The sequence below is a fragment of the Teredinibacter sp. KSP-S5-2 genome (assembly GCF_032773895.1).
Classification (GTDB): Bacteria; Pseudomonadota; Gammaproteobacteria; order Pseudomonadales; family Cellvibrionaceae.
The window spans coordinates 1,961,961-1,988,332 of the sequence record NZ_CP120416.1 but is presented as its reverse complement, the minus strand read 5'-3'; the positions used below and the strand labels follow the sequence as shown (position 1 = coordinate 1,988,332).

The 26,372-nt window shown below is 38.3% G+C and carries 24 protein-coding genes; all 24 read right to left on the bottom strand.

Features of this window, described 5'->3' with window-relative positions:
- Window positions 1-270 precede the first annotated feature (270 nt).
- Window positions 271-1,455 carry an ABC transporter permease gene (locus P5V12_RS08990; protein ID WP_316957017.1) on the bottom strand — a complete coding sequence of 395 codons (1,185 nt, stop codon included), beginning with the start codon at window positions 1,453-1,455 and terminating at the stop codon, window positions 271-273.
- 12 nt (window positions 1,456-1,467) lie between these two features.
- Window positions 1,468-2,616 (bottom strand): ABC transporter permease, encoded by a 1,149-nt coding sequence (locus P5V12_RS08985; protein ID WP_316957016.1) that lies wholly within the window; start codon window positions 2,614-2,616, stop codon window positions 1,468-1,470.
- The gene (locus tag P5V12_RS08980) at window positions 2,613-3,311 is read right to left on the bottom strand and encodes an ABC transporter ATP-binding protein (RefSeq protein WP_316957015.1); all 699 of its coding nucleotides are present in this window, start codon (window positions 3,309-3,311) and stop codon (window positions 2,613-2,615) included. Before P5V12_RS08980 ends, P5V12_RS08985 begins: the two co-directional genes overlap by 4 nt.
- A gap of 112 nt (window positions 3,312-3,423) precedes the next feature.
- Window positions 3,424-4,521, bottom strand: a complete 1,098-nt coding sequence (locus P5V12_RS08975) for an efflux RND transporter periplasmic adaptor subunit (RefSeq protein WP_316957014.1) — start codon at window positions 4,519-4,521, stop codon at window positions 3,424-3,426.
- Between the two features lie 24 nt (window positions 4,522-4,545).
- Window positions 4,546-4,782, bottom strand: coding sequence for a hypothetical protein (locus tag P5V12_RS08970; protein ID WP_316957013.1), 237 nt, complete (start codon window positions 4,780-4,782; stop codon window positions 4,546-4,548).
- A 414-nt stretch (window positions 4,783-5,196) separates the two neighbouring features.
- Window positions 5,197-6,909: a hypothetical protein gene (locus tag P5V12_RS08965; protein WP_316957012.1), complete on the bottom strand. Its 1,713-nt coding sequence runs from the start codon at window positions 6,907-6,909 to the stop codon at window positions 5,197-5,199.
- 10 nt (window positions 6,910-6,919) lie between these two features.
- Entirely contained in the window at window positions 6,920-7,606 is a 687-nt protein-coding gene (locus P5V12_RS08960; protein ID WP_316957011.1) for a YIP1 family protein, read from the bottom strand.
- Window positions 7,607-7,614: 8 nt separating this feature from the next.
- Window positions 7,615-8,652, bottom strand: a complete 1,038-nt coding sequence (locus P5V12_RS08955) for a site-2 protease family protein (RefSeq protein ID WP_316957010.1) — start codon at window positions 8,650-8,652, stop codon at window positions 7,615-7,617.
- 3 nt (window positions 8,653-8,655) lie between these two features.
- Window positions 8,656-10,890, bottom strand: coding sequence for a nitroreductase family protein (locus P5V12_RS08950; protein WP_316957009.1), 2,235 nt, complete (start codon window positions 10,888-10,890; stop codon window positions 8,656-8,658).
- A gap of 22 nt (window positions 10,891-10,912) precedes the next feature.
- A complete protein-coding gene (locus tag P5V12_RS08945) occupies window positions 10,913-11,533 on the bottom strand; it encodes a hypothetical protein (protein ID WP_316957008.1) in 621 nt (206 codons plus the stop codon).
- A complete protein-coding gene (locus tag P5V12_RS08940) occupies window positions 11,512-12,891 on the bottom strand; it encodes a YcaO-like family protein (RefSeq protein WP_316957007.1) in 1,380 nt (459 codons plus the stop codon). The genes P5V12_RS08945 and P5V12_RS08940 overlap by 22 nt, the downstream gene beginning before the upstream one ends.
- 2 nt (window positions 12,892-12,893) lie before the next feature.
- On the bottom strand, window positions 12,894-13,766 hold the full coding sequence (locus tag P5V12_RS08935; RefSeq protein WP_316957006.1) for a hypothetical protein: 873 nt from the start codon (window positions 13,764-13,766) through the stop codon (window positions 12,894-12,896).
- 12 nt (window positions 13,767-13,778) lie between these two features.
- A complete protein-coding gene (locus P5V12_RS08930) occupies window positions 13,779-14,843 on the bottom strand; it encodes an ABC transporter permease (protein WP_316957005.1) in 1,065 nt (354 codons plus the stop codon).
- 3 nt (window positions 14,844-14,846) lie between these two features.
- A complete protein-coding gene (locus P5V12_RS08925) occupies window positions 14,847-15,764 on the bottom strand; it encodes an ABC transporter ATP-binding protein (RefSeq protein ID WP_316957004.1) in 918 nt (305 codons plus the stop codon).
- A gap of 78 nt (window positions 15,765-15,842) precedes the next feature.
- Window positions 15,843-16,031 carry a thiocillin family RiPP gene (locus tag P5V12_RS08920; RefSeq protein ID WP_316957003.1) on the bottom strand — a complete coding sequence of 63 codons (189 nt, stop codon included), beginning with the start codon at window positions 16,029-16,031 and terminating at the stop codon, window positions 15,843-15,845.
- A 3,041-nt stretch (window positions 16,032-19,072) separates the two neighbouring features.
- Window positions 19,073-19,537 (bottom strand): DUF4275 family protein, encoded by a 465-nt coding sequence (locus tag P5V12_RS08915; RefSeq protein WP_316957002.1) that lies wholly within the window; start codon window positions 19,535-19,537, stop codon window positions 19,073-19,075.
- 206 nt (window positions 19,538-19,743) lie between these two features.
- Window positions 19,744-20,850 carry a hypothetical protein gene (locus P5V12_RS08910; RefSeq protein ID WP_316957001.1) on the bottom strand — a complete coding sequence of 369 codons (1,107 nt, stop codon included), beginning with the start codon at window positions 20,848-20,850 and terminating at the stop codon, window positions 19,744-19,746.
- 173 nt (window positions 20,851-21,023) lie between these two features.
- Window positions 21,024-21,440, bottom strand: a complete 417-nt coding sequence (locus P5V12_RS08905) for a hypothetical protein (RefSeq protein ID WP_316957000.1) — start codon at window positions 21,438-21,440, stop codon at window positions 21,024-21,026.
- Window positions 21,441-21,602: 162 nt separating this feature from the next.
- Entirely contained in the window at window positions 21,603-21,788 is a 186-nt protein-coding gene (locus P5V12_RS08900; RefSeq protein ID WP_316956999.1) for a hypothetical protein, read from the bottom strand.
- Window positions 21,789-21,901: 113 nt separating this feature from the next.
- Window positions 21,902-22,441, bottom strand: a complete 540-nt coding sequence (locus tag P5V12_RS08895; RefSeq protein WP_316956998.1) for a hypothetical protein — start codon at window positions 22,439-22,441, stop codon at window positions 21,902-21,904.
- A 189-nt stretch (window positions 22,442-22,630) separates the two neighbouring features.
- Window positions 22,631-23,437 (bottom strand): hypothetical protein, encoded by an 807-nt coding sequence (locus P5V12_RS08890; RefSeq protein WP_316956997.1) that lies wholly within the window; start codon window positions 23,435-23,437, stop codon window positions 22,631-22,633.
- Between the two features lie 184 nt (window positions 23,438-23,621).
- On the bottom strand, window positions 23,622-24,197 hold the full coding sequence (locus tag P5V12_RS08885) for a hypothetical protein (protein ID WP_316956996.1): 576 nt from the start codon (window positions 24,195-24,197) through the stop codon (window positions 23,622-23,624).
- A 290-nt stretch (window positions 24,198-24,487) separates the two neighbouring features.
- Entirely contained in the window at window positions 24,488-25,129 is a 642-nt protein-coding gene (locus P5V12_RS08880; RefSeq protein ID WP_316956995.1) for a hypothetical protein, read from the bottom strand.
- Window positions 25,130-25,155: 26 nt separating this feature from the next.
- Window positions 25,156-26,223 carry a pentapeptide repeat-containing protein gene (locus P5V12_RS08875; protein WP_316956994.1) on the bottom strand — a complete coding sequence of 356 codons (1,068 nt, stop codon included), beginning with the start codon at window positions 26,221-26,223 and terminating at the stop codon, window positions 25,156-25,158.
- Window positions 26,224-26,372: the final 149 nt, after the last annotated feature.

Sequence of the window (26,372 nt, the reverse complement as noted above, 5' to 3'; positions counted from 1 at the left end):
ATAAAATTTCTTTATATTTTCTTCCCCTTCGCGTTATTGATGCCCCACTCTCCTTTAAAACCATAAAGCAGATACTCTCAAATAAATGCTTTTTAGCACTACAATAATAACTTTGCCGCTCAATATTTATTCCTCCCCGGCGATTAAATCGCTAAATATCGCACTACAACCGAACTGAGTATTGAATAATATAGACTGCATGAGGATAGCGTTTATACATATTCTTAGCTCCATCATCCGCTTATTTATCGGTACACAGGAAACTATGACTTAAGCTCGTTTTAACGCAACAGCTACGTTTACCCTTACCGCTTTTAGAGCAGGAAACAAACCAGAAATCATGCCTATTACTACAGCACAGATTAGACCAGTAAGAAAGATCTCAGGTGATACGTCGAAATCAAAAACCACTTGACTCAGAGTGGATCCGCTTAACGTAGATACGCTATATCCCCCCAAGGTTACTATTATTATTGAAGCCCCAACCAGCCCACCAATCAAAGCTAAAACCAGGGATTCAATTAAGATAGATACTACGATGGAAAAAGGCAAAAAACCCATTGCTCTTATAGTTGCTATTTCATGCTTCTTCGCATCGACCGACGAATACATTGTATTAATTGCACCAAACGCAGAACCAATAGCCATTAATATAACTATAGGGTATCCGATTGTATTAATAAACATGGACAGGCCTTTGGACTGTTTTTCAAGGTAGTCCTTTTCACTTTCCACCTTAACCTTTAACCTCGGATCTTGTTGTATATACTCTTTAAGTGCATTTATATCTGAGCTAGAGTTTAATTTTGCCCTCAATGACTGATAATAATTGCTACGGTTATACTCTTGTTGAAGAGTATGAACATCGGACCACATTTCCGATTCTAAGACGCTACGCTTCGATTCAAAAACGCCGACTATTTTCCAACTGTTACCATCCAACTTTAAGGCGTCACCTATCTTTAAACCAGAAAACTTTTCGTATGATGATCTTCCTACAATAATTTCACGTTTTCCTTGCTCGAAAAACCGGCCTTTAACAAGTTTAAAGTTATCTCTCACCGATACCGCATTTTTACCCACACCTCTAAGTGGCAAACTAGATATTTCCTCCGGTTTGTCACCAGGAATATTAACCACAACATAAAATTCAGGAGATACCAAAGGTTGTCCAGTTGCATCGCGTTTTACAATAGAAGTATTAGATAGAATTTCAATTTGTTCACTAGAAAGACTACTACTCACTTCAGAGTTCGCGCCATCTCTTAAAATAATTATTGTTTCGTCAGATGCGGCACTTGACATAGATTTCTTATAACCATTAACCAAAGCAAGAGTTGACACAAAAACGCTTACAACAAAAGCTATACCCAAAATGGCCACTAAGGATGACGGCCACCTTCTTTTTGCTCCGAGTAAATTGATTCGGGTTAAAGATGTAATTTCCTTAAGCATAATATCAAAACCTTAGTAATTCCGTCTTAACGTCAAAGCAACATTTGACTTTAGTATCGTTAAGCTTGGAGCAACACCCGAAACCACACCAAAAATCAAGCTTATAAATAGTGCAAAAAACCAATTCTCCGTACCTATAGAAAAATTTGGTAGAGAGTCTTTAACAAGTTGTAATTCTGTTAAGCCGTATGCACTCGCCATTCCAACCAGATAACCCGCTGTAGAAACTACTAGTGTCTCCATTAAGACTAAGCCAACAATCGAAAAGTCCGAAAAACCTATTGTTTTAAATAGAGCAATTTCAGACATGCGTTCACGAACAGATTGAGATATTGAGCTCCCGGTAATCAACATCATTGTGAAAAATACTGCTGAAAGAATTATCTTTGTTACAAACCCCACATCGCCAAATTGCTTTAAATATGCTTCCCCAAAAGCTTTTTCTGTGCTTGTTTTTGTTTCCGTACTAGAGTTCCCAAAACGGCTATCGATTAGCGTAGCAACTAAGGATGCATTTTTTGAATGGCCAAGCCTAACGCCTAACCAGCCAACCTCGCCTCTAGCAAAGTCTCTTGCGCCATCAAAGTAGTCATAATGGAACAACATTAATTGCCCCCCACCTTTCTCACTGCTTGGGAAAATTGCTTCAACATCAAACTCCCAGGTAAAATCTCCGCGAGTTGAATAAATTGCACTTGTTAACGATATTTTGTCACCCAGCTTCCAATTATATTTATCGGCGATTTTCTCACCAACTGCAGCACCGATGCGATTTGCTTTAAATCTTTCTAGTTGCTCCGGTGGAATTTTTGTTTCCGGATAAACAGATAAGTAACGGTCAATATCAACTGGAAACTGAGCAAAACTATTGCGAGGGGTCTTGTAATAACCGCCAAACCAAGATTGATGCGAAACTGCATCTACACCCTCAATACGATCTATAGAATCAACGTAACTAACAGGCAGGAGTTTCATCATAGATGACTTACTCGACACAACTAAACGGTAGTTGTCGGCAAGTTCAGAACCTGAATTAAATGCAGAATTTAGCGCCCCTAACAAGCCAAAAAGTAAAAAAGCGATTACAACTGAACAGAAAGAAAGGGTACTTCTTAAACGATTCCTAGTAATGTTTTTGTATAACAAAATCCAGTAGTTCATGCCACTTCCGTTCTGTTTAAAATAAACCCACCTTTCGTCATATGTAATGTTTTCTTTGCATATGATGCTGCTTTTGGATCATGTGTTACCATAATCACAGTTTTTCCTTGTTCGGAATTTAAAAACTTTAGCAACTCCAATATTTCAAGCGCAGACTCTTCATCTAGATCACCAGTTGGCTCGTCACATAATAGTAATTCAGGGTCTGTCACAAATGCTCTTGCAATAGCAGTTCTTTGTTGTTGTCCACCGGATAACTCTTTTGGAAAGTGTTTCTCTCTGTCAGACAGCCCCACTATTGAAAGTGCGATCTTTGCTCTACGTTTTCTTTCTTTTGAAGTGAGATTAGTGAGCAACAATGGTAGTTCCACATTCATTTGGGCATTTAATACAGGAACAAGATTATAAAACTGAAATATAAAACCGATTTTTCGCGCACGCCATTTTGAAAGCTCATTCGGAGTCAAAGTTTCAATATTCATACCATCTATTTGCACGCAACCCGAGTCCGGTTTATCCAACCCCCCAATTAAATTTAGTAGAGTAGACTTACCTGATCCAGAAGGTCCCATTAGAGCAACAAAATCACCTTTATAAATTTCTAGCTCACAGTCAGAAAGCACATTAACCTGTTGACTTCCTTTTTTAAAACTTTTACTGACGTTGCTCAATTTAATAACAGGGCCTGAAGACATGTCTTAATCTCACCAATATATTTCAATGCCAAATATGTATCTATTATCTACCTGGCTATGCTTCAACTATAAATGGAAGTACCATCTGCTAAAACTTCCGTACTTTTAATGATTATCCAGCGTTTTTATGATCCAAAAAACTAACTTTAACTCCCATATCAGGCATTATTCTCGGATCTTTTTCGAGAAGGCTTATTCGAACCCGAACAGTAGCTTTCTGCCTGTCTGCGGTTGGTACGATAGTAATCACCTTTCCTTTTAAGCTCCAATCGGGATAGGCTCTTAATGACGCCTCCACCGGTTGCCCAGGCTGTACTTTACTGACATAAAGCTCATTGATATCGACTTCGATTTCCAACGAAGACATATCTACAATGCTGCAAATTCCGGTTCTAGTGAAACCACCCGCAGAGGAAACAGGAGATATGATTTCACCCGGTTGCGCATTTTTATCCACTACAACACCACCGAAAGGTGCTCTGATTACCATATCAGAAAGCAACTGCTTTTGGAGAGATACACGGCTTTTGGAAGATTCCACTTCAGCCAAGCTCGCTTTATATCGAGCATTTTGTGCTTCATATTGTGCGACTACTTCATCGTACTGAGCCTCACTGATTAGTTCCTTTTCAATCAGCTTTTTGATTCTATTTAGTTGAATCGAGGATTCCTTTAGTAATGCCAAGTGTTGCTCTGAAACTGCCTTTAGTGTGGTTTGCTGGGCTTCGGCATACTCCAACTCAGATCTGGCATCACTGTCTTCTAAATAAGCCAAAGGATCGCCTTTATTAACATAATCACCCTCTTCTACCACGATCTTTTTAATCTTCGCGGTGAACTTCGAAGCAACTGTCGCATATCTTCGAGGAGTAATAAAACCGCTTGCTTGAAGAACGGTTGAATCTCTCGGAGCTAGATTCGGGCCGCTAGGTTTATCAATACTAATGCGTTCTTCTACCTCCTGAGCCGGATACAACGTCTCAACATTTTTTTGTCTATCTATAGCAAACGCAAAACCAATAAAAGAAGGTACCGCAATAAAAACCAATACAGATGTCCAAAATCGGCCACTTTGATACAAAGGCTTGCATGACGTAATTAAGGAATCGTCCCGATCAGTATCTTCCAGTTTAAGTTCGTTTAAAAGTTCCTTTTTGACACTTATATTATTTTCGTCAAACATTTTCAGACCGATTAATTTCCATTTCACTTTATTAATCTAATGACACAATGATTATTCTTTTTTTGAAGCAATAACAGCCACAGTTCCGCCGATCATAAAACCAACTATCCCGATTAAAAATCCCATTGGATCTGCGGACATCTCCACAACGGCATGCTGAATAGGAATATCACTTTCAGCGCCAAGCGAAAAATATGAGCCCACGATGAATCCCACAATCCCTATGACAAACCCAATTAAACCCCATTGTGTACCTTTCTTTAGACGACTAGATTGCATGTTTTTCATATAATTTACTCCTTTAAGTTCGACGATCTGATTTTAACTCTTTTAACAAGGTATTGACGATCTTTTCTTTTCCAAAACAGTAACTTATGACATTTTCTCTCTTTATGCAGAAAGTTAATACCATAATGGCTCCATCCATTAATTATAAATATATTTTGAACATATGAAATCGGTCCTTCATTCCATTCATAATCATATTGCAAATCGATTTTTTCAACTTTTATTTTTCTATAGGACGATCTAGAGATACTTGCCCAAGACACATAACCTATCAAAGTATCTTCAGGACCATAAATAAACTTGAAACAGTCGTTTTTAATCGAGTTCTTTATGGTTTTCAGATTAACCTCATTGAGCGCTATTCCCGAAGCCTCGTGAAGTAGAAACACTTCGCCCAAACTTGATTTGATTTCATTATTCCTTTTCATGCTCTTCTATACGCTGTAATAGGCTTATTACCTTGTTAAGATATGGTTGATAATCATAACTGGAACAATTTAATACCCCGCTCTCTGTCAACCAATAAGCTAGTTCTGTTATGGAACCAAATGTCGCCTTGTGGTAATTCAAGTGATTAAATATTTGAAATGTTTCGCTTTCCAAGTAGTATCGTATATGTACGGTATCCGTTTGACAGATAGTCACAATCTGGGTCGATTGCTCATATATCCAGGAAGCCTGCTTGATTGTTTCGTCCACTAGTTTTTGAATTCTTAAACCGGAATGAAGACTTTCCGACACATAGTTATTAATTCTTCCCCTAAAGAAATAATTCTGCAAATATCCCTGTTTTAGAGTAATCAAAACCCTGGCAGTCAAAAATGCACGCCATGACACCTTAGAATTACGCAATTTTAAGTGACATTTTCTATATATCCTATATAACGCACTTACCTCATTCGAGTATGTATTCTGACAGCTTCCATTTCGATCGAGCAAACACTGAAAAAGGGTATATAACCAATCATTTATTTTATCGCATTCACTCCATGTTTCAGGAACCTCACAAATCAGTTCAGTACCCGAACTCAGCAGGGACAATAGTCTTTTGCACAAAGTAAGATAATCTGCCGAGAGGACAAAATGCGGAACCATTTCCTCTCCCAAACCAAAAACACGACCCGCATAATGAAACGATTTCTTTTCAAATTCCTTGAAGTAGTAACTTTCCAATTTATAAAAATCCAAGTTAGACATGGAATATTTATTGATTGTATAGACAAATTCCTTTAAAACCTCTACCGTAGAATATGGCTCACGATAGAATGGCATCCCCCCTTTTCCCAGCATTATGTTTACTCCGCTCGGCAGAGTAGATACGGTTCCAAAATCGATCCACTTGCCACTTAGAGTAAAATTGGAGGGCCCCAATGCTCCGTGAGAAATTCTCATAATTTTTGCATATGCCAATTGAGCGGCGGTTACTGATAGGAATTTCTTAATATTCTCTTCAACCAAAGCACCGGAATTAAAGTACTCATATAAGCTATTAACAGATAGCCTTGTTCTTATCTCTTCAGGAAACACTTTCCGTTCCAAACCAGGATAAGGCTTAAATGAAGGACTCCGCATGAAGTGAGCGGGACGTATCGCAATATCTCTAACTATAGATGCTCCCGGCATCACTTTCCTAACGCCATAGTCTAGGTATTCCACATCAACACCAGTTTTAAGAATCGCATAACTGGTAACCGCTCCGTAGGGAAGAACGGTATTTAGCATTTCAGAATATATAGCTTCACAAACAGCATCTCGTAATGACATAGCACCATAAGAATGCCATTTTTCGGTATACTTACCAGCTAAAGGATTTTTACCTATACCTTTTACTTGCAGGTCATTTGCATTACCGCATCGCACGCCTCCTCCGTTCTGCTCAAGGCCTCGACCTCCGTAATACTCAGCCTCCATAATTTTAAAGTCTGATAGAATAAAACTTTCAGTTGGAAAGGCTTCCCCCGGTATAGCATAACCAAGATCCCTATTAATTGTTTCGGCTTCCCATGGTTTACCTTTCTCAATATAAGAAGCTGGTGTGGATAGTTTATTTATCCATACACATTCCGAATTACGTAATTTACAAGCGTAAAAAGACGTCGTCAGCTCTTCAAATAATGGAACATACATCAAATTAGTCCTACGCCACAAAAAACCAAATTATGTAACCAACCAAAGCTGGTGAAAAAGCGATCAAAAAAGATGCTGCGTACGAAATATCCAACCACTTTCTGACGCCAATCGAAACAAGGAAGAGATTCCAAAATATAAAAGGCGTTAGCGTCGTCGCGATGTTCGCGTACTTATGCGTAACAGGAAATCCAGTGACCAATGCGTTTAGGCTCATAAAGTTTAGATTTTCGTAGAAAACCATATTTGAATCTTGCAATAAATAGTAAGTTATCATTGAAAGAACCAATATCACGTTTGGAAAGTAAGACCAGACTAATAGAGACCACCAATCTGAGTACTGTTTTTTGGTATCACCGAAAATAACTGAGACAAAGTACAAATATAATGAATAAAGAATCAACACCACAAAATTAATAAATAGCTGATAGACAATTGTGAACCCGATCATTCCATTCTTGCTAAAGTAATCCGAAGCTTCTTCTGGGGCATATCCGTATCGTATTGCCATCTCAGACACAAGCCAGTTAAAATCCACTGTATTGTAGTAGTAAAAAACAAACCATATAGATAAAGAAAAGCTAACCAACAAAGGTATAAGTGTATTTAATTTTTTACTTTCCACATCATTAAAAACAGTATCAGGTCTAAATAAAATCAAGCTTAATGATTGAACGGTCAAAGCAATACTATTCATCGACTTTCCTATAATGTCACGTTAGGCTTTGGCATATAAATCTGAACAATCTCTTCAGTCAAATCAAACCCTATAACAGCTAGGTTAACAACGACAACCAAAAAGACAACACAATATATCCTATAAAGAAAAACAGCCTTACCACCCTTTCCTTTAAAATAGCCCAAACTAAGTGATTTGGTTAACAGGTTATTCTCATTCAAGATATTTTTGAAAAATGCTGCGCCATCGGTATTAGAAAATGGATTTAGGTTAACTAACACGATTAAAATTGCGAAAACTGATAAAGTATAAAAAACATCCCCTAAAACGCTACCAGAGTAAACACTAGCCACAAAAAGAGTTGACGCAAACAAAAAACAATCAGTGATCGGACCAGCCAAAGATATCAGCGACTGCTTAAGAGGATCTTTTAGCTTAATTGACTCTTGAGTTGATATAAAAAATTTAAAATTCGGGAAATATCCGTTTGCGATTAAAACACCAGCCTGATTAATTTTTACACCAAAATAACTTGCGGTAATCGCGTGACCCATTTCGTGAATAGGAATCCACACAAAAAAAATAAGCAGAATCGCCCAGTATGAAAACCTTTCCACAAGAGATTCAGAACTATAGTAGCTTAATGATACTTTATCCAAGCAATACCATGAGGAAAAAAATACAAGTACCAACGCCAAAAACAAAACCAACCTACCAGGCATTATCCTGAATACCCCAGCAATATTTCTTGATATCGAATCCGGGTTAGGGAACACATAGATCGGATTGTTTGACGATGATTTTTTTGAAGTATTTAAAAACCCAAAATCCTCCAGCTTTAAAATAAAGCTATCCAACTTTCTTCCGCTATCACCTGCACCCGACAAAAAGCAAAGAAGCTCATCTCTCGTTGCCCCATCCTTCAAAGCATTAATTAATTTTACGGACAACCCCTCAAAAAAAAGGCGAGAATCAGTTGGACCACGATACAAACATAGCTTATCCGCATCCACCTCTATCACATTAACTCTAGTATTGAGTTTTAATACGGTATTGGAATACATATACTACTCCGAAAGATGTCCTAGACATGCTGATATAAACACACAATTATCGATATAATTGTGATCATATAGTTTTTTGAGTTCAGGCCTCAAAACCCCTCCCGCAGGGGAAAACGCCATATTGCGTGAAACACAATTCAACCACAACCTAGCGATTATGGATCCGCATCTTGACAACATTAAACGATAAGCTACGGCACCGTAGATAGACACATGCTCTTTCAAATCACCAGTGATTAATATCTTTACAGGAGATTCATCAAGCGTTTTCTGATTTATAATTTTATGCTTTCTTTCATTTTCACTAAATTTCTTAAGGCATAAGAAAACAGGTTTACCGTCTTTCAATATACAAGAATAGATGCCCGGCTGATACTTCCCAACACCATTTCGTAAAACAACCCATGGCTCAAGATTAACAGTTAAATTAGTGGAAATATCGATAGATCGATTCACAGAATAGAAATCCGTAACTAACGACTCAAGACACTCATAAGACACATTCTCCTTGGAAAAGCTTCGTATAGTCCTTCTACTTTCAACTAAACTTACAAATTCACTTTCATTCCACCTAGGATAAGCAGCATCTAACTTTCCACGTGAAGAATCTGCATTTTTAAACAAAAAAGCATCACACACCGAATTATTTTCAAATTCGGCACGACCACAAGAAAGAATAAATATATTTGAAGGTTGATACAGATTTGAGTCGAGTCCAATCTTCAATAGTTTTCTAACATCTATTTCACTGAACACCGGCTGCTCTTTAAAATCAATTTCCTTTTGACTCAGAGAATTTCTAATATATTCACTAGCCACCCCAGCATCCAAGTGAATGATGTTTTTTGCGAATTTCTGGTATTTATTAAAGACTTTTCTCAACCTTCCGGAAAGCACAATAGCATAATCACAATTCTCGCAGGCCTTTTCCAAGAAGGCAGTTTTTACCCCTTCTGCAATGCCAGAAATATATTCGAGAGAATTAATCGTTGGCGTATAACGATATACCCCAGCATTTATTTCCCTATTCGTGAAAGCAATCAAAAATGCTTCCGTCGATCCAAGAGCACCACCGGTGGGAGCGATTCGTTTAAAACGATCGCCAACCTTATCGTAACCTACCGCATATCTTAAACATTGAACAATATTCCATAGACGAGAATTTCTACTTAAATCAGTGGAGATCTGTACTTTTTCATTAGTATAAAGAGGCTCGGTAGCAGTTAAGCTAGCTTGCATATTCTTTGGCGAATAATGGCCCAGATGGGCTCTTGGAGTATCAAACTCCAACGGGGGAAAAGTAATGTCGATATGGTGCTGAAATACATCACGAGCCGACATCTCATCATCGCCAATTGATACATTATCTTCAGGATAAATAAGCTCAACTCTTGACAAATGGGATAGTGATTCTAAGTCAAATTCAACAAACCTGCCGTCCAGCCTCAAATCAAGAATGTTTGCAATGTATTTAAATACCACTTTGGAAATAAACCCTGCCCAGAACTCCAACTCACTTTCATCGAAATCGGCAAATCCACTATTCCCACGGGCTAGATATGATTGTATTGATTCTGTTTTTCCAGGAATAAGCAAAGGGCCAAGTCTAATTTTATCCTTCAAAAAAGACACAAACAATGTTGGCACTTCAAGATTCAAGTGGATATTTTTTACTGAGTTTTCACAAATAACCTGGAAATTCACATCGCTCGCAATTATGTCGACTGTTTGTATGCCTTCTTTTTGCAAATTTTCAGATAAAGGTTTTTTAATGATACTATCATTAAGGAAAACTAATGCAGATCTTATATTCGCCTTTGCCTCTTCTTTACCAGAGATTCTTCCCGTTTTCGATGCAGATAAAGACAAAAGTTTCTCATCAGATTCCGTAGAATTGATATCAATCCCCCCATCTTCTAGAAGGGCAGATTCAAATAAAATGGAAACAACAGATTTAACAACGTCTCTTGAGATTATCCCATCAACTAAATTACATATTTCCTCGACTGTTTTGCTTCCATCAAGGTGTACGAGAACAGAGGGCAACGTGTTTATCACCGTTTCTCCTCGTATTAACCTTGGTTTTACACCACCACAAATCAACACTCCATTTGATTCAAAAGGCACCAAATAACACATTGGGCTTAACCTTGGATAAACGGGTAATAGATTTTTCAATTCCGGGTCGATATCAAACTTATTAGAAATTTTATCGCTTCTTACAGTATCAATAGCCATATTATCAGTGCTTATCTTTGTTTTATGCCAATGCTGCTTTAATTCGCGTAACCGTATCTCGGCGCGATTCAACAACTCCATGTAAAGGAACAACAAGTCGCTTAAGATAAAACATATTCAAGCAGTCGATACTTACATAAGATCCTGCATACTCCCTTGGCGAAGCTATATGCTGCATAAGTTTCCCTTTGATGAGTGCATATATTGACGGAGACTTGTAGGTATCCGGTCGCTGATCACATTTCTTTTTATGATAATTTCTAATTGCTAACTCATACTCGATATTTCTACCGTCGATGGGATTACATAGAAATCTTCGATCAAAACAATCAAAGGTAGCCTCTCCATTAAAGCCAAACACAGGCCCAACTTGACACCGATAACCATCCATCCACACCAACGTCCACTGAACCCCCTTCTTTTTAAGGCTTTTCTCGACCAACCCTATTGAAGATGAATCAATGTAGTCAACGATGACTATTGCATAATCAATATTTTGTGTTAACGCTTCTTCCAATTGATTTATACAAAATGACGTTAAATCAACATCATTTTGTATCAAATACTCCGCAAACGACTTACCAAAGTCGCCATTATGGATCGCGACTACTCCTTTTTTTTCTAAGCAAAGGGTTGTGGACATGGGTTTACATTTGCCTCCGTAAAATCCATTTTTCTGTAATCTCGACAATAATCGTATAATCTGGAATGACCAAGATAGCGAGACCTAGACACTGTACTCATAGGCATCAATTGAGGTATTATCGCTCGAATAACGTAAAATCCCTCTGCAGCTAAATCATCAGTTGTAAGATCCACAACGACAAGATCCATACCTTTCGACTTTAGTTTTTTAATTAACCAGTCAAGCTCTAAGCTCGAATAATCAAGTTGCTTATATTGTTCGACGCCATATATATCATGAGATAAACCTGTCGCCACTTCTTCTATTAGAATTGTTCCGTTACCTTTGGTTAAAAAATCAAAGTCTTTCGAGTTTTTTGGCAATCCGTAGTAGCGCAAACCGTCTTCCAACCGTCTAAAGTCCATTGTATCGACTGGAAGATCGCTTGGAGCGTACTCCAACATATAAGAGGCTGCCGATACTTCCCTAATAATTGAAGAACAGGCTGCATATTTATCAAAATCAGCTGCACAACTAACGACACTAGCCATTGATGGATGATTTGGCCTCCTCGCCAATCCATATAAAATTGGAACACCAATATCGCTTGTCGCATCATAGAACTTCAGCTCAAACTGAGAAGCTTCTAGCGCTTTGAAATAGGCATTACAATCCGAAGGCAGTGCCGTCTTATCAATTAAAACTTCCTTTAGGGGGAGTTGCCCCATCCAGACCAATGAAGTCATATCCCTTTCTATCACTTCCAAAATACCGGAAACGATCGCTTTCTTTATATTTGTATGAGCAGCAACACCGGTGGAAATTTGAATCCAGTATGAATCTTTGCTTAACGGCCTTGGAAACAAATGGCTCATTACTGCGGGCACAAACATTTCACGCCCCTCCGTTAATGAGACTCCCTTCACCCAACGAGTTGGTCTAGCTGGGTTAAATGCTTGAACGATACTATATGGATCATTTAATTCTGATTGGGAAAAAGATGGCCATTTTGACCATTCAAGAGCCGTATCACCTAACTGGTTTGCAGAAGCGATTTTTGTTTCACTGGGTAGCAGAATACAAGAGGCATATCTTTCTAATGATTCTGCTACAGCTTTTACCAAGGCAATTTCCTGGTTAGGATCACAGCCGACACCACATAATGCATAGGAATCCAAATGCTTCCCCGAAATAGTCGATACGTTTGAGTAACAACGGGATAATTCCCCCACAGGTACTGTACATAACGGAATATCTATTGCTCCTGGGTCGTTAGTATTTCTCCAGGTAGGATCACCAACAACACCACCACCGGAGCCAACTAGACGCATAAATGGGTACTTTTCGATAAGGTCATGTGGTTGTGGATATTCCATATCTATTCAAACTCAACAAAGCTAGATAAAGTTAACAGGTAGGCCAAATCCAAGACATTAAAACCAAGTTGATTAACTAGGGCCTCAATGACTACAGGAAAACAGAAATCAATTGCGTTGTCGCTCATATTAATATGGCTGGCTAGTTCGTCTGCATATACTCGAATATTTTTAACAATATCCTTCTCTGCTTCTGAGAGGTAACTAGATTCTTTATTGATTGTAAAAAGAGTCTTGCCTTTAAGGGTAAACTGCTCAGAAATATAGGCCGCTTTTTCTTGGTCTTTTTCGATTTTTGCCAATGTTTTGAGCGCCATGGAACTTAGCTTTTCTTTTGCACCCTCTACTCCAACCACCTTGTTGGCAATCGTTCGAATAACATAAGGAGCAATAGTTTTTCTAGAATGACCATGCTCATTTTCTTCAGATATAATTTTCTGTGATACTACAGATACTCTAGTCAGGCTAGGCTCTAGCACGTCTTCACCAACTAAACTATCAAATTCCACATATTTTTCCGATTCATCTATAGACACACCAGCAGAGCAATATTCAGAAGGATCCACCCCAGAAGGAACATCTATATCAACCAAACCGGTAAAATACGTATCTTGCTTTTGCATTGCTTCAGATAAACACTCGTCAATCTCAAATTCACACACTGCAATATCGTCATCCGTAAATTTATAGGCATCAATTTTTGCCGTTAAAGTTATTGCATAACCAGCTGGAGATAATGAGCGATTGAAATACCAATTTACCGGATTAATCTTTCCTAAGATTACTGGAACTACACTCTCAATCACATTATCAAGTGCATTTTTTCTATCACCAGAACTTAAGGTAATTTTTAATATTTTATCGTTATTTTCCACAAACCTTCCCTCTTAACGATTATTGGTATCGTATTTAAAGAAACAAACCACAAGCATTATTGAAACTAGAACAAAAGTAAGCATACCAACCAACAAACCCGGTACAGAAAGGAACCCTTCTGATGAGTACATGACAACACGGAGTAAGTTTGAAACATATGCTACTGGATTTATCATTACAAATGGTCGTAGCACTTCGATATTTGAAACTGTTGTAAATATTTCACCCATAAACAGCATGTAAAGGTTGGTAAAGGTGATCACATGGGTGCCTATGTGATGATTAGGTAGAACTCCCCCAATTGCATACCCTATTGAGATCATTACCAAGGTGGAAGAAAATATAGCCAAAATCAAACCGGCAATAGAGCCCGGCAAGCTAATATCGGCTATATAAACCATTAAAAAAAGTAACACTATCACCTGAACAAAACCGATAACAATTTTGGCCGACACATCACCTAAAAACATTGTTAATGGGCTTATTGGAAGCAACTTAAATACTCTCATAACTCCCTCCCCCCGTTCTTGGAGAAGAGGCATCGCCGTTGAGTACATAGCCAGTTGGAGCAGAGCAAGAGCAAGAACACCTACTAAGGCGAACTCTTTCTGACTTATTTTTTTAGATTCAACAGTATTATAATTAACAGATAATTTGGATTGCAGTCCCTGCATGCTATTGAATGATTGTTCAATAGCATTAGAAACTAGCTTAGTCGATTTGTATTTATCTTTGTGGGTATAAACATCAACAGCAACATCCTCCCCCTCGTTAAATACAACGACATATGAATATTCATCAAGATTTCGACTAATTTTAGCATCATCAAAATCTTTTAAATTTGATACTTTAACACCTTGAAAATATTTAACGGCGTCAACAAATCTCTCATACTCAGGAGAACCATTGCTTTGATCCACAATAGCAATTCTTGCCAATATCTCTTTTTCACCATTCGGACTTAGAGCAAACAGAAAGAAAAAAACCAAAGGAAATCCGAAACTCATCATAGCAGCAAAGAAACTTCGGCGATGAAGCATAAGAGACTTTTTAAAGAAAATATAAAATACCTGCATATTTTAGTCCCTTAACGAACGTCCAGTTAGTTTAATAAATACATCTTCCAGTGTATTTCTTTTAATATTTATACTCGATACATCTACAGACTCATCACTGGTTAGCACTCTCATAACCCGCGCTATCTCATGTCCATCTTTTGCAATAATTTCAAATTTTTGCAACCCATCTATAAAACCAGTCTTCTCTATATTTTCCAGTTTTAGCAAGCTGTCGGATAATTCGCCGCTTGTTTGAAAACTTATAACACAGCCGGGTGCATTTTCTCTTACCATTTCCTCCGGCGTTCCTTGAGAGCGAATTCGCCCTTCACTTAACAAGTAAACACGAGTACAAAGCGTCTCCGCTTCATCCATGTGTTGAGTACTTAAAATAACGGTTTTTTCGCCTGAAGCCACATAGTCTTTCAACAAGCCCCACACAATACGCCTTGCTTGAGGATCCAACGCAGAACTTGGCTCATCCGCAAATAGAATATCTGGTTCAGCAGCCAATGCCAAAGCTATACCTAGTCGTTGCTTTTGCCCCACTGAAAGTGTATTAATTGAAACTTCTTTTTTACTTTCCAAACCGACGACTGAAAGCAATTCCCTACTTTTTTTTATGCACGTGGAATAGGAGGCAGAAAATAGTTGCATTAACTCTTCTGCTGTCATAAACGGCGGTAAAGGAGTAGTTTGAAGCACCACAGCCATGGACTTACTAGTATTATTTCGACGTATCCCTAACTGAATTTTATCTAACTCTATATCACCTGAATCCGCCTGAATCAGACCTTCAATTATTTCGAGAAGTGTAGTTTTCCCTGCACCATTTGGACCTAACACTCCCACAATCTCTCCGGGGCGAGCGTAAAGATCCACACCTTTTAATACTTCAACACCCGAGTAGCTTTTGCTAATTTTTTTAACTTCTAACAAAACTTCCCCTCTTTGTATTAGATATAAATCACAGTCATTAAAAATGCCTCCGAATTTCGGAGGCATTTTTAGAATAGCTTAGATAGAAGCGCAACCGAAAGTACCGAAGCTACCAGCAGTTCCGCCGAAAGAACCAGCACAACCGAAAGTACCTGCACATGAGAATGCTTGAACCTCAGCAGACATCTCTTCAACTAAAAGCTCGTCTTGAGCATTAACTTTAAGAGAAAGATCAAAAGCGTGATTCATATTGTCTAATTTATCCATGATAATTTCCTTAATTTAATAATTATTTAATTTTTCCAAAAAAGACAATGAAGAATTACCGCAAAGTCCTTTTTAGCTTTTTCGCCCCCAAAGAGGACGAAAAAATATTAATCATGTATTTTTAAAAATGCAAACAATAATGAGAATAAATATTTTTATTTTTTAACACACTTAACAATATGAATAATCCACACCTCACTTATCAAGAGATAAAAAACCAAAAAAAACACACCCCTACTTTAAAGAAAGCAAAATAAATTTGATTAGCATATTAGCTATTTGACGAAGGCGAATAATAAAACACCCGGATAACCACCCGGATAGCATATCTAGAACTTACAAAGCATATAAATCCATTTTTTATCGCGCAGGAGAAATCTGTGGGGTAAATATATAACCCACTAAATTAAATTTAGTTACTGAAAGGCGTCTCAGCACAATTAAGCACCAAGAAGAAGCATTATTTATTGAATCATCTAAGAAGTATCTATGAGCACAAAAAATCCATTTATTTAAATTAGGCTATTTTTATATTCCGACAAGTTAAATATTTATATAACCCACTTCATAATCACCTACGAAAGGATAGGTACTTTATTGATTTACACTCGATCTTATATTTATCTTTTACCTAAATTAGAAATAACTTTTAGGTCTATTAATCATAGACACAAAGAATTACTTTTACGCTAATTGACCAAGCTACACGGCACCCATCAATTACAAGCAAAACGTGATTTTTCAGGCACGAAAATATTCGCACCATGAACATTTAGACCACGGATGATTTGATAACTAATATAATTTGATATTTATCTAAGATGTGTTGGAAGACACAAAAACTCCTTTTTAATTAAAGCACCCTGCCAATTTGGATATGAATTGCTCGAATGTAGATAAGACTTATAACATCCCATCTATTTCTTCTAATTATTCTAAGCAACGCTTGCCGCATAGGTTATGCGTCAAGCTTTTATATGTACTATTAAGAACTGGCCACCTGAATAAAGTTTACTATTATTGATTCGAGACAAGGAGAGGTTAAACGTACTTTATGAAAAAGACAACATTTCTTTTTGCGCGATATTGTTATCAAAGTTTGCAAGTATATACATAGCATTGAAAAATCCATTAACGTATACACACCAAGCTGTCCGTATGCCACCGATAAATATTTGGTGCCAAACGCGCCAGGTTACTTACTATCAGAGGTAGTGTCAAATTAGTTCATACCAGCATCACAACATCAATATTTTATCTTTTAACACGGCTGTATTTTCTATAACATACCTGTATTAACATTCAGAAGATCTCTACGCTTGCTTTATCATTTTAAACCGGTGGTGCGCTCTGTCATACTCAATGACGACGCCATAACCATCAAACAAGCAAAGAGATACACCACACTGTTTTTTAAGATCTTTTCCATAATTGTTTCCTAACGTTTCTCTTTTACTTTGTCTTAAGTATTAACGACTTCCAGGTTATCAATAAAACCATTTAAACCAAGCTGATTGGTGTAAATTTTGATAATTATTATTTATAAGCTGCACTCCCTAGCGAGTGCAGCATGCACAACTATGCCGCCATTCGCGAAGCACCATTCATACGCAATATGTAACTCGCCATTAAATGAATTGTTGCTTCTGGATCTTCAAGATGAAACAAATGATCCGTCAATGGAATCGTATCAAAACGGGAGTTCGGAATATTTGATGCTAAAGCACGGCAACGCTGTGGTGTGACATACGGATCAAGGGCTCCGGTAAAACACAGCGTCGGACAGAGAATTGGGGATAAGTACGAAGGTGTATAGGTATCCAGCGCTTGGCATCGGAATATAGAGAAGCTTTTCGCACGATCGTTCTTTTTGAAGGTAAAGGCTGATATTTTCTGTTGCGTTGATTATTATAAAAAAGCCCTAAAAATCAAAGCATTAGGACACTTTTACACAAAAAAGACGCTATATGAGCAAAGTTGGAATAGATGTTTTTTTTGATTTAGTGGTGCCCGGGGCCGGACTACAAGTCCTGATGTACCGGGGAATACAGCTTCATTGTCGTAAAAATATCGTACGTAATACAACAAAATGACGTCAGATATACTCCAACAAACATCCAAAAACGACATCTTTGGATAAGCCTTAACCCTACTTCACCTTTCCAATTACTCAGGTAAATTATATAAGAATTTATCTTATTTAAATATCGCTCTGTGTATAATTTCCGTCCTTAATCAACCCCCCCTTCTGCTACGACTTAGGACATCCAGCCTTGAGCTGAATTAGAAAATGCTGTGCCCCAGACCAACTCCTCCCATCCGTTGATTCCATGTATTCAAACACTTCTAGTGTTGTTGACTGCCTCGACGCTGAGAAACAACCCATTCCAGTGAGCACAGAGTTCAGCTTTCAGCTTGCTATCTTTCCTTTCAAGAGTATTCTCATTCAGATCGATAAGAAGAGTATGAACTCATGATAACGCCAAGATTCATATATCCTAAAGCCGAGGCCGGAGTATGGGCGCGAAGCACCGAAACAGAGATCCAGTCCCGCAGAGGCGGTGGTTAATAAACTCGTTATACTAGGCTAGAAGTAGTGATAAAAATGGAATTGCTACCACGATGACAGCCCCTAGTGCATACAGCCACTGCTTTGTTAGCCATATTCCTGCACAAAATATAATACATGACACCCCAAACATACCAAACCATACTATCGCCTCATTGATATTCGAGGCTTCCAAGTAAACGAAGCTTGTATATACAATAAATAACAAGCCAATTACGCCAACCAAAGAGGCCAATAGCTTTCTAGTAGCCAATATCTTTACTCTTGAATCGCTGATAACGGATCGGTGCTCAATGTCACTCCGCAGTGTGTCGTTTATATGTGCTTATAGCGTATTATACCAATAGCTTTTGGGTGCCAATTTCGAACCAAAAACCCGACTAGTAATCTTAGGCTTCCACCCCAAAAGCAGACCTTAATATTTGACTCAACTCGTCTTCTATTGATCCGGTTATATAGGTGTTAGGCAACGCTACATCCAACCTCTATTTCTTGCTATTTCGATTTGCTTTAGCTTCTCTTTGTATTTTTCATTTTCTTTTTCAAGCTGAGTATAACTTGGATGCTTGGCAAAGTATGGCCCAAGCCAACCTTCCTCGTGAGTAAATGCCATTGTCCAAGCCATATTCTCGGGAAAAACATAAACATCATAATAATTTAGATTTGATGGCCTCTCATCTGTTAATAAGGCCGGTTCACCATTATTAGGCATTACAACGTACTTAGCAGACACATGAGATTCATATGCCTCCTGCGCCTCATCAGCTTCCAGAGATGGATATCCTCCACCGCTAAATATGTGCCACTTATAATCTTTTGTATTCAACCCAGTCTTATTTTTGCAGAAGATAGCCATCCACGAACGCTCTATTTCTTTAGATTCAAGATGGCTATATATTTTTATCACCTGCCCTGGTTTTATATCTGTAAATTCCACGACGATTCCAGTTTTTTACCTAAACGCCCGCCTAAACGGCAAGCAACTTGTTGCGAGTCCAGCACACATAGCGTATTACTAATAGCTTCTGGGTGCCAATACCGGACTAAAAGCCCGATCAGTCAATAGGGTATTCAAACCTCCAAAGCGGACGTAAAGATTTAGTCCTATTGATCTTTGGCAGGTTCGGTCATATAGGTGTTAGATTATTTTGGCATTGAGGTAATAATAGATTGCACCCACGGCGTGGCCAAATTTACAGCAATACCAGCTGGAATACCCTCTAAGGTTCTTGCTAGTCGACTTAGTATCCCTGGTGACTCGTTTTCAAGGATACCTAAAGACGTTTCAAGATCATGCTCCAAAGACTTTGACTTCTCTTGGCTAGATATACTCTCTATAACAGATAGAGCCTTCAAAAAAGACTCCGAAGGATTATAAGCGCCTGAAATATTTCGTATGGTTTCTGTCAAGTTGTTATGCTGAATTAGATTGTTCCCTACCAATTCGTGCAAACCAGCTATTTGACTTTCAAGACTAGATATTCTCGCTTCATAATGCTTAGACTGCTCGAGATGGGATTCCTTACGAAGCCTAAGCTCGAGACTTGTTACTTCCAACCTTGTTTTTAAATCCTGAACTAACTGTGGATTAGAAGAAACTGATTCTATTGGCGCTTTTCCCATGACCGCCAAGCCATATTGATTGAGCGTCTTTTCTACTTCTTTCAGCAGCTCCCCCTCAGGGGTTTCAACACGAAGAGTGACAGCATTTCCATTTTGCATAATTCCAACCTTAACCGACTGCCCCCCAAATTCGCTTTCTACTAACTCTGAAAAAAAACTTAAAATAGATACCCCTGCTTGCCGAAACTCTGGCTCAAACTCAATTACGCGTTCGAATGATGGAGGAGCAACAAAGCTCTCTGCTGGAGTTTCCTTTCCGATCAAATTAAGTGGATTAACTTCAAGAGCCAAATATTTTTCAACATCTGTACCCAGCACTTCAGCAATTAATTCAAGCTCCTTTCTCGTAACAGCCCTCGCTACTCCTCTTTCAATATTCGAGACCAACTTGGCTGATACACTAGCAGAGACGTATTCCCTTCCTACACTGACAAAGTTTCCCGTCTGCCCTAAAAGCAGCTCTTTCTCTTTATCGGAAAGCCTTGGATCTCCCTTAATTGAAAGATCTCTAACTTTAAGCTGCAGCTCAGCTTGAGACATCTGCAAGCCTTTCCTATCGTTTTTTATGGCATGCCCTAAAAACATATTCTCTATACTTCCATTAAAATCTAACAGGTCGGTGCTCAATGTCACCCCGCAGGGTATCGTTTGTGCTTGTTTATAGCATATTACAATGGCTTTTGGGTGCCAATACCGGAAGTTCTTTCTAGTATATGATCGGGGTTCGACAGCCTCCAAAGCGGACTTTCTATCGATACCTCCATCAACGTCTAATATGGCAAACCTTATACGCTACTGCATCAAGTAAGAGTCTCTATATAACCTGGAGAAAACATTTTATGCCAGATATCTTCAGGGGTTTTTTGGATATCAGGCCCCCAAAAACATCCATATGGCTTACCGTTTTGTGAATTTTGCAGCAAATGATATTGATAAAATGGCTCCTTACTATAGCAAGTCACCAAACATGTAGAATGTGGCTCTTTTTCAAGCTCCAATAACAACAATGTATGTGCATGTACCCAGTATTTTTTAAATTCAGATTTTTGATCGTGATCTACAGCTCTTTTTGATTTTACAATTAGTTCACTGACAGCCCTTTTTTCCTCTGACTGGTAGCAGAGCGTCTCATCTTCGACGAAACACATAAACTCCAGCTTTCCCCGAAAATCGTTACTCAGAACCTCATCAAACATGAATAGTTTTAGCTTTTCCATATTATCACTTAATTGACTAATAACCTGACCTTTACGGTTGGGTTATTTTAAATTTAGGCACTTGAATCATCTACATTGACAGCCAATGAGAGACAGTAAAACCATAGAAAAAATACGCTCAATCTAAACACAACTTCTGCAATACCATCCGAGGACAAAATGTTAATTACATAGGTGGTAAGCCCGCTGTATTCCAGGCCATCCCATAGTCCAAAGGCCGACAACGCTTATACCATTTATAAGTACCGATGGAACAATGCACATTGCCCAAATCATTTTATTTCTTGCCTGGGCGTAGATGATTGCCCTTGTGATATCCAGATTTCCCAAATAAATTTCAAATTCCATTTACACCTCATAATTTTCTAGTAATACCTAACGACTAGGATAAACGGCGCACCTATTTTTCACGTCCGAGTCAGCGAATTGTGCGGGCGATTTTAACCCGCTTGTTAGCATTCTCAGACTTCATAACCCGCCACCCAAAATGTATTATCAACCCCGTTGATGCCGATAGTTTCAAATTGATCGTATTTCCAACGACTAGGAATAACGTTCCGATCAATCTTTTTCGACAAGAAATCTAAATTCTCGTCAATTGGAGTATTTGAGGGGTTTGAAGAAAACACCAACATAACAGTGTGATCAGCTTTGGATTTAGACAACTTCTCAAAGTCATCTCTTATGCCTGGAATCTCTGTGTTTCCGGTCGAACTCATCCAGCGCTTCATTTCAACAACTACGTCGTATTTATTTGGATCTTCGTCTGAGAGTACCACCAGATCAATACGGCTGGACTCTAATGCGATTCGTTTAGGTAGCACTTTGAACAGATGCCTAGCAATAACGAATTGATAATATCGTTCATTATTTATGCTTAGCAATCCGTTCTTGTCTGCCGAATACGCGGGATTACCAGATAAACAATCCCGAAGATAAGCATCTTCTTCCCTAAGTGCTTCACACGAGAGTTTAACTATTTTTTCTAATATATCTTCCATGCTTCTTCCGTATTGCTAACGGGTCGGTACTCAATGCCACCCGCAGAATGTCGTTTATGTATTCTTGTAGCATACTGCTAATGGCTTTTGCGTGCCAGAAGCAGAAGCCAGTCGTATCTATATATGCCATTCTTAAATAATCCAGAGCGGACGTTGCAACAAGAGGTCTGACTTCTGGATCTTTGTGATTTAAGGCTTATTTATAATGGTTGGAGTAAAGGGATCAATTAAGACATCATCGTTCTTAATAGTACAGCCGGCTTGACTCAATATTCTAAAAGCATTCTGCAGCCCGTCTTCATATACAGCACTGATATAATCTTGAATAGCTTTTTCTTGACACCGGTTCAGCTTAACGGACTTCAGAGCATCCCTTGCTTCTTCCTTAAAAAGACACTCTGAAGAAATCAGATAATCATCGGAAATAGATGTTTCTCCAAATAATGTTGGTGTAGGTAATTTTTGAACAAGTTGGAATAGCTTCCGCTCCAATTCATATTCCTTATCCTCTTCCTTTTGGAGGTCAGGAAATTCAACTTCGCCACTTTTAACCAGCTCAATTACCTCTTTAAGATTACGATCAGGGTCTTCTTCAAGCCACAGATCAAATTCTTCGCTATTAGAGAGCTCATTAAGTAAACTTAGTAGTCCTAGCTCCCACTTGTATATTAGAGGATCAAAATCTGCTCCCGAATAGTAACTGGCAATATAACAGCTTACTGCGTTCTGCTCAGACAGAAATAAACTCAAATCATTTAAGAAGCATTCTTCATCTTCAGTTCCGCCACATCCGACCTCAAATTTCAAGATCTTTCCAATGGATTCATATTCAATTACCCAGCAATTATTCTTGCTGCCACCGTTTAAACAGCGAGGCAAAATAAAAAACCTTCCATTAAAATCAGCATCTTCAAGAAACTCAAATTGCTCCTCAATATTATCCGCTGAAATAACGTCATTAAACTCCGCTTCGCAATAGAAATAAATGCTGGACATATAACTCACCTGAATACATTTAGAAATCTTAAAGACGAAATATTTTTCACTATTTATATTGTTCCTTTTGTGCCACTTGCGGACCAAAAAAACCAGCCTGCTATCCATGTCTTCCCGCCCAAAAGCAGACGGTAGTATTTGACTCACTTGATCTTTGATAGGTTCGGTCATATGGGTGCTAGATCTAGTGCTTTGACTCCCATACTCTAATACCTTGACGTGCGATCATAATAGACTTAGATTTTTCTTTCGCATGAAGTGATACTGCATTTCCATGACTAAACAAAGCGAGAGCTGGCTCTTCAGAAGCGATTATGCCAATTTCATTCATGATTCCATTATCATCATTTCCCTTCACAGTTATCACCGCTGAATCTTTACCTGAGTTCAAAAGCACGCTGTTTTCTGAATTTATCTCGCCAACACTGAAGTATGTTTCTTCTTGTACCTGAAATGCAGACAAGATAGCCGCCCCACTCTGGTCATACAAAATTATTTGGGGTGTACTACCCATGTTTTCATTGCTATTCGATACTCCGTAAAATGCCCGAACTATATTATTTTCGTCTCGCACCTGAACGCCAAACTTTTTAACTTCACCCGATGTAAATTCACCCAATTCTAAGCGAGTATTTCCTTCTGAATCAGAAATGGTTAACGCTCCATAGTCTGTGTAGTTTTTTACATAAAAATGGTCATAAGCACAAATGCTAATAGAACATACTGTAACCATCAGGAAAACATTTGCTAAATATTTCATACTTTCTCCAAAAAACTAACAAGCCTATAGAATATCTACTAACCATAAAAATGTTATTCACAGTTCATTTTCTAGTTTCCCTCAGATTCTTATGTAACCATACCTCTTTAATACTATCACTCTTTGCAGAATTCATGCTTCCTCTGCGCGAACAGTCTTTCTGGTGCCAACTGCGGACATAACTTAGACCTGAGAACAGCTCAATTGAGCAATCTAGAGCTGACTTTAAGCATCAAAGCGGTTGCTTTTTATAGCTCCTCTCATCTATATGTTATACGATGCACGAAATTTCATTGTTTTCGCATAAACACCCTGATTGCCTCACTTGGGCGCTCCAACTCTGACAGGTATAATCGCTCATTATTTACACCTAGAATTTTATAATGCCGCCATACTTTCCCTTCATGATATATTGCAATTAGCTCATCTATTAACTTGTAATCACGTCTCCAACTTTCTTTTTCATCACGGGAGCTGGCTATTGATACATCTGTTACATTCCAGACCGAGTTTTTATAGTAGTCGTCTTTTATTGGTTCCTCTATACCTTTGCTCATTTGAGCAACCTGAACCCAATCTCCTATCAAATACTTATCAATATCTTCCCGTTTAATTGGAGCAAAATGCGCCTCCTGAAATTCATTACATTTCAAGTAGGTTTTACCCTTTAGCTCAAGTTTTTGTTCACTGATAATTTTAAACACTGGGTCATCAAATAACGTAGTTGGCTTTTTCATGCCAGGCATCGGAATACAACTAAATCCAGCGCATAAGATTACTTGGTATGGCCCTGAATCGTGATTCCGACTTAAAATAAAGTAGCTTTTACCATTGTCACAATCATCAGCCCAAACACCTGAATATCCAGCATGGGAAAAATTCGAAACAATACTGAATAATACAATTACTAAATTTCTTAGTTCTTTAGCCATTAATCCACCTTAACTGTTACCCATTTTTAATTTTTTATTTTTAGAAAGCTTCCTTCATTACATAGCTCATCTTCTACAATAGTTAGTTCATCCACTCCTCCACAGCAGTCACCCAAAATCCCACCTGTAGGAATGGAAGATCTGTTCACTGTTGACCCACTCCATCCGTAAAAGCTTCCCATATAGCCTACAAAGGCTGCATTGCAAAGCAGGCTGTTTTTTATATGGGTACGTCCTATGGTCGTATTAGAAAATCTAGAACCACTCAAGTTGCTGCTTTCAAAATCAGTTTGATATACCCGCGCTCTAGAGAAGTCAGCTTTGCTTAGATTGACCTTATCAAAAGATGAGTTTTCAACTTTTGCGGATAAAAAGCTTGCACCGGTTAAATCGACATCCTTAAAATCAATCCCGATTAATGATGCACCAGAGAAATCTACATTTCTTAAGCTTACATTTTTAAACGTGACTAAGTTAAATTGATAGCCACTAAGATCTAGATTTTCCAACTCCACATCCGAAACATTTGGCATGTTTATAACTAACTTCCATGGTTGGACATATATAGTGGAAGCCAGGAAAAAGCAGAAAAAACCGGATAAAAAGTATTTTAATTTGGTACGATTGACGGGGACTTGGCTTCTTATTATTAAGATACCTTCCCTTGTCAATACTGCTCCCATAACCAAAGTAATTATCCCAAAGGGGATAACAGGCATACGCCATAACTGAGCAGCGCCAGCTAAAACGTACATCACGCCACCGTATATCAAAATAGCTGCCCCAAAGAAAAACACCTTCTCTGGCAGCTTTTCCTTGGCAATTCTGACAATAAACAAGGTAATTAAAGGCAAGATGGATGAAACATAGAGATAAGTATGATTTGGCAGAAGAAAAACCCAACCTACCAAAGCGTGTAGTGGCCCTCCAAAAGCGAGGTCGATACCAATAAGCATTGAAAAAGTGATTGGGAAGATAAAATCAGCTTCCTTGTCGTTCTCAAGTTTGGTTCGTTCAAATTTGACGTCCGCTTTGTCACTTGCGTTTAACGCTTTTTCGATTTCCCTTAGTGAGTCGGGTACTTCACCGTACATTTTCAGCCTAAACAGAGACTCCCATGCGGCATCTAGGTTTCCTTCTTGGTAATACTTTATCGCGTATTTGCAGTGGTGTTTGTATCTTGCGGTTCTTATGGGGTTTTGAGGTAATATAGATAGACGGTTTGCGAATAGAAGAATGGCAA

Bases quoted from the DNA above. Each gene is read 5' to 3' on its own strand.
- P5V12_RS08990 (WP_316957017.1), bottom strand. From the start codon at position 1,455: ATGCTTAAGGAAATTACATCTTTAACCCGAATCAATTTACTCGGAGCA.
- P5V12_RS08985 (WP_316957016.1), bottom strand. From the start codon at position 2,616: ATGAACTACTGGATTTTGTTATACAAAAACATTACTAGGAATCGTTTA.
- P5V12_RS08980 (WP_316957015.1), bottom strand. From the start codon at position 3,311: ATGTCTTCAGGCCCTGTTATTAAATTGAGCAACGTCAGTAAAAGTTTT.
- P5V12_RS08970 (WP_316957013.1), bottom strand. From the start codon at position 4,782: ATGAAAAACATGCAATCTAGTCGTCTAAAGAAAGGTACACAATGGGGT.
- P5V12_RS08965 (WP_316957012.1), bottom strand. From the start codon at position 6,909: ATGTATGTTCCATTATTTGAAGAGCTGACGACGTCTTTTTACGCTTGT.
- P5V12_RS08960 (WP_316957011.1), bottom strand. From the start codon at position 7,606: ATGAATAGTATTGCTTTGACCGTTCAATCATTAAGCTTGATTTTATTT.
- P5V12_RS08955 (WP_316957010.1), bottom strand. From the start codon at position 8,652: ATGTATTCCAATACCGTATTAAAACTCAATACTAGAGTTAATGTGATA.
- P5V12_RS08950 (WP_316957009.1), bottom strand. From the start codon at position 10,890: ATGGCTATTGATACTGTAAGAAGCGATAAAATTTCTAATAAGTTTGAT.
- P5V12_RS08945 (WP_316957008.1), bottom strand. From the start codon at position 11,533: ATGTCCACAACCCTTTGCTTAGAAAAAAAAGGAGTAGTCGCGATCCAT.
- P5V12_RS08940 (WP_316957007.1), bottom strand. From the start codon at position 12,891: ATGGAATATCCACAACCACATGACCTTATCGAAAAGTACCCATTTATG.
- P5V12_RS08930 (WP_316957005.1), bottom strand. From the start codon at position 14,843: ATGCAGGTATTTTATATTTTCTTTAAAAAGTCTCTTATGCTTCATCGC.
- P5V12_RS08920 (WP_316957003.1), bottom strand. From the start codon at position 16,031: ATGGATAAATTAGACAATATGAATCACGCTTTTGATCTTTCTCTTAAA.
- P5V12_RS08905 (WP_316957000.1), bottom strand. From the start codon at position 21,440: ATGGAAAAGCTAAAACTATTCATGTTTGATGAGGTTCTGAGTAACGAT.
- P5V12_RS08900 (WP_316956999.1), bottom strand. From the start codon at position 21,788: ATGGAATTTGAAATTTATTTGGGAAATCTGGATATCACAAGGGCAATC.
- P5V12_RS08895 (WP_316956998.1), bottom strand. From the start codon at position 22,441: ATGGAAGATATATTAGAAAAAATAGTTAAACTCTCGTGTGAAGCACTT.
- P5V12_RS08890 (WP_316956997.1), bottom strand. From the start codon at position 23,437: ATGTCCAGCATTTATTTCTATTGCGAAGCGGAGTTTAATGACGTTATT.
- P5V12_RS08885 (WP_316956996.1), bottom strand. From the start codon at position 24,197: ATGAAATATTTAGCAAATGTTTTCCTGATGGTTACAGTATGTTCTATT.
- P5V12_RS08880 (WP_316956995.1), bottom strand. From the start codon at position 25,129: ATGGCTAAAGAACTAAGAAATTTAGTAATTGTATTATTCAGTATTGTT.
- P5V12_RS08875 (WP_316956994.1), bottom strand. From the start codon at position 26,223: ATGTACGGTGAAGTACCCGACTCACTAAGGGAAATCGAAAAAGCGTTA.